This is a genomic window from Frankia sp. CoBUL1 (assembly GCF_978021245.1).
The window spans coordinates 1-2900 of record NZ_CDXDOS010000346.1 but is presented as its reverse complement, the minus strand read 5'-3'; the positions used below and the strand labels follow the sequence as shown (position 1 = coordinate 2900).

Here is a 2900-nt window from a genome sequence, read left to right as displayed (position 1 = left end):
GTCACGGCGACACGCCGGCCCACCCCAAACCACCAGCGACTATCACACAGAGTGACACCCGAAGGTTAAACGACAAGCTTGGTGGCCGGAACGGATCACCGTCAGTGACCTGCTGGCGGGTCGACCGAACCAACCCGGCGCAGGACGCGCGTCCTGGTGTTACGGCACTCCCGGCCTGGCCCGCGCCCAGCAGCTCGCCGCCATCGCCCTGGCTGACCCCACCCAGCAACAGCGCGCCGAGGACGCTCTCGCAGCCTGCCTAACGAACACCGCCCAGCTCGCCCGGTTCGTCGACCCGGCGATCTGCCACGGCTGGGCCGGCCTGGTCGCCACCGTCCGCTGCGCCGCCACCGACGCCCGCTTCCACCCGCTTGCCAGCCACCTCCCCGACCTGGTTGACCAGCTCCTGCACAGCCTCGACACAGCGCACAGCGCACAGCGCCGGCTGGCGGCCCATCGGCCTCATCGACGGTGCGGCAGGCATCGCCGCGGTCCTGCACGCCATCACGACCGACACCGGCGCCGTCTGGGAGACCGCGCTCCTGCTCGACCTTCCTGCGGCCGTGCCAGCCCCGCGCTCGGGAGACAGCGCGTGAGCATTCCCGACACCGAGTCCGCGTGGTCCGCGGTGACGGTGTGGTGCCAGGACTGGCGTGCCGCCGAACATCTGGGGGTTACCCAGCTGGCACCACTGCTGACCACAGCTGAGCAGACGGACGGGATCAGCCTCTGGTGGTTCACCAGAAAGGCAGAGTCCTGGCGGATCCGCTGGCGCCCCGGCCGCGACGGGCACAACTCCGCGGAGTTCTGCGACAGCAGGCTCCGCGCCGTGCTCAACGGTGACGCGGTCCACCGCTGGGCACCCGCCGTCTACGAGCCTGAGATCCACGCCTTCGGCGGCCCCGCCGGCATGGACGTCGCGCATCTGCTCTTCCACCACGACAGCCGCAACGTCCTCGCCCACCTCGGCCGAGCCCGCCCTGAGCATCGGGCCGAGATCGGACTCGTGCTGGCCGCGGCACTGCTACACGCCGCTGGCCAGGACTACTACGAACAAGGTGACGTCTGGACCCGCGTCGCCGGCCACCGCCGCACTCGCCAGGCCAGCACACGGCAGCCCGCCGCCGCAGCGGCTGCCCGAAACGCCGTCCGGCAACTTCTCGCCGCCCGCACAGTGCAGCCCCTCAAAGCGCTACCGGCGTGGCCAACGGCGTTCCGGCACGCGGGGCGGTCACTCGCGAACCTCGCCGACCAGGGCCAACTCACCCGCGGCCTCCGCGCGGTACTCGCCCATCACATCCTGTTCGCCTGGAACCGGCTCGGCATCCCCACCTCCGACTCACCGTCCGCTGGCAGCCCTGAGAAGAGGCGGGACCCGATGGCCCTCACCACGTCGACAGATGTGGCACCCACGACGTTCGCTCTCGTCGCACCACGGTTTCCCCTCGTCCCCCGTGACCGGCCATCCTGCCCAGCCCTCGACGCCCGGATCGCCCATGTCGCAGCCCTCGCCGCCCAGGCCGCCGAGGGCGGCGACAACGCACTTCTGCGCGCCGGCGAAGCCCACAACCTGGCAGCGCTGATTGCCAGCGACTGCGGACTGCCTGACCTTGCCCACAGCCTCTGCTGGCGCCAGATCGACACGCTTCCGTTCCGCCGCCCTCTCGACGGGGCAACGGCGAAACTCGCCCTCCAACCCTTGATCAATCTAGCCCGGCTGCGGCTGCGCACAGGTGACGGTCTCGGCGCCTACCGCCTCCTCGCCACGCTCTACAGCGCCGTCGCAGCGAAGACCGAGGCCACCGTTGATGGCCGAACCCTCACCTTCAATGACTTCGTCACCCCAGCTGACCATCTCCAGGTCGTTAGCTGGCTGTGGACCGTCCTACTCGCCGACGGAACCCGTGCTCTGGCCCGCACCGGCCGCTGGACCGAAGCCCTCGACCACCTTCACCGTCACAAAGGCGTCGGGCAGCGCCTCCTCGACGGCCGCCAGACCGCGATCCTCGCCCACCACGCGCGTCAAGACCATCAAGCCGCCGAGCAGATCCTCGCCTCCACAGCGATCACCCAGCCCTGGGAACAGGCCGTCGCCACCTGCCTCCGCCTCCTCCACGACCACCTCACAGGTCGCGAGGCCGCTGGCGACGGCTGGAGCGTGGTCAGCAAACTCTCGATGTCCGGCCCGCCTGGGCACAGCACCTTCCACACGCAGCTCGGCCTGTGTCTCCTCGACCTCGCGGGCGCATCCCAGCACCTGCGCCCCACACTCGGCACGATCATCAGCAGCGCCCTGCGCAGCGGCGACGCGTACGCCGCCCGCGACCTCCTCAACCACCAAGCCGCCCGCAGCCACCTACGCGACGACCAACTGGCCCTCTTCACCGAAACACAACGGCACTCCGGGCTTGGCAGCGGCCACCTCCCCGATGCGCTCCACAAACAGCTTGTCGACGCCCTCGCCCTCGCCGTCAGCGCCCTCACCAAACCATGACTCTCAAGCGTGCGCGGCCCGAAGCGGGTGCCGATAAGCCATCCGCGGGCGTAGAGAGATCGACCCATCATCGACTGACATCGACTCGCTGCCAGGGCTGTATGGGCTCCGTCGCTGCCTGGTCGACGCACAGCGGTCGCTGTGTTTCCTCGCCCAGCGATCAATAGTTCGTTCGGGCCGGTCTAGACCATCCGTCTTGGCCGCAACGCTCTGGTCAGAATTAGTCAAATCACGCTGTGCAGGCGCTCCGACTTTAGAGTTGGATCGAGCCGAAGCGCATCCGGCAAGGCAGGCTGGGCGGTACGGCCCGCAGTAGGGCTGTGACGTATCGGCGCCAAGTGTTGCGGGGCGAACGCTGTGGCTATTCGCCGCACACCCAGCGGTCGTCGTCGCCAGGTCGGCCGCA

At 69.3% G+C, this 2900-nt stretch carries 2 protein-coding genes and 1 pseudogene; 2 read left to right on the top strand and 1 reads right to left on the bottom strand.

Annotated features, from left to right (window positions below; translation table 11 throughout):
- Positions 1-94 precede the first annotated feature (94 nt).
- A pseudogene (locus AC08OX_RS16665) lies at positions 95-271 on the top strand (lanthionine synthetase); the annotation flags it as partial.
- Here AC08OX_RS16665 and AC08OX_RS16660 read toward each other — a convergent pair.
- Positions 260-484, bottom strand: a complete 225-nt coding sequence (locus AC08OX_RS16660) for a hypothetical protein (RefSeq protein WP_476608662.1) — start codon at positions 482-484, stop codon at positions 260-262. The pseudogene AC08OX_RS16665 and the gene AC08OX_RS16660 overlap by 12 nt on opposite strands.
- 108 nt (positions 485-592) lie before the next feature.
- On the opposite strand from AC08OX_RS16660, the gene AC08OX_RS16655 reads away from it, so the two are divergent.
- Positions 593-2494 (top strand): thiopeptide-type bacteriocin biosynthesis protein, encoded by a 1902-nt coding sequence (locus tag AC08OX_RS16655; protein ID WP_476608661.1) that lies wholly within the window; start codon positions 593-595, stop codon positions 2492-2494.
- Positions 2495-2900: the final 406 nt, after the last annotated feature.

Excerpts from the sequence above, each read along its gene's own strand:
- AC08OX_RS16660 (WP_476608662.1), bottom strand. The coding sequence starts at position 484 with ATGCCTGCCGCACCGTCGATGAGGCCGATGGGCCGCCAGCCGGCGCTG.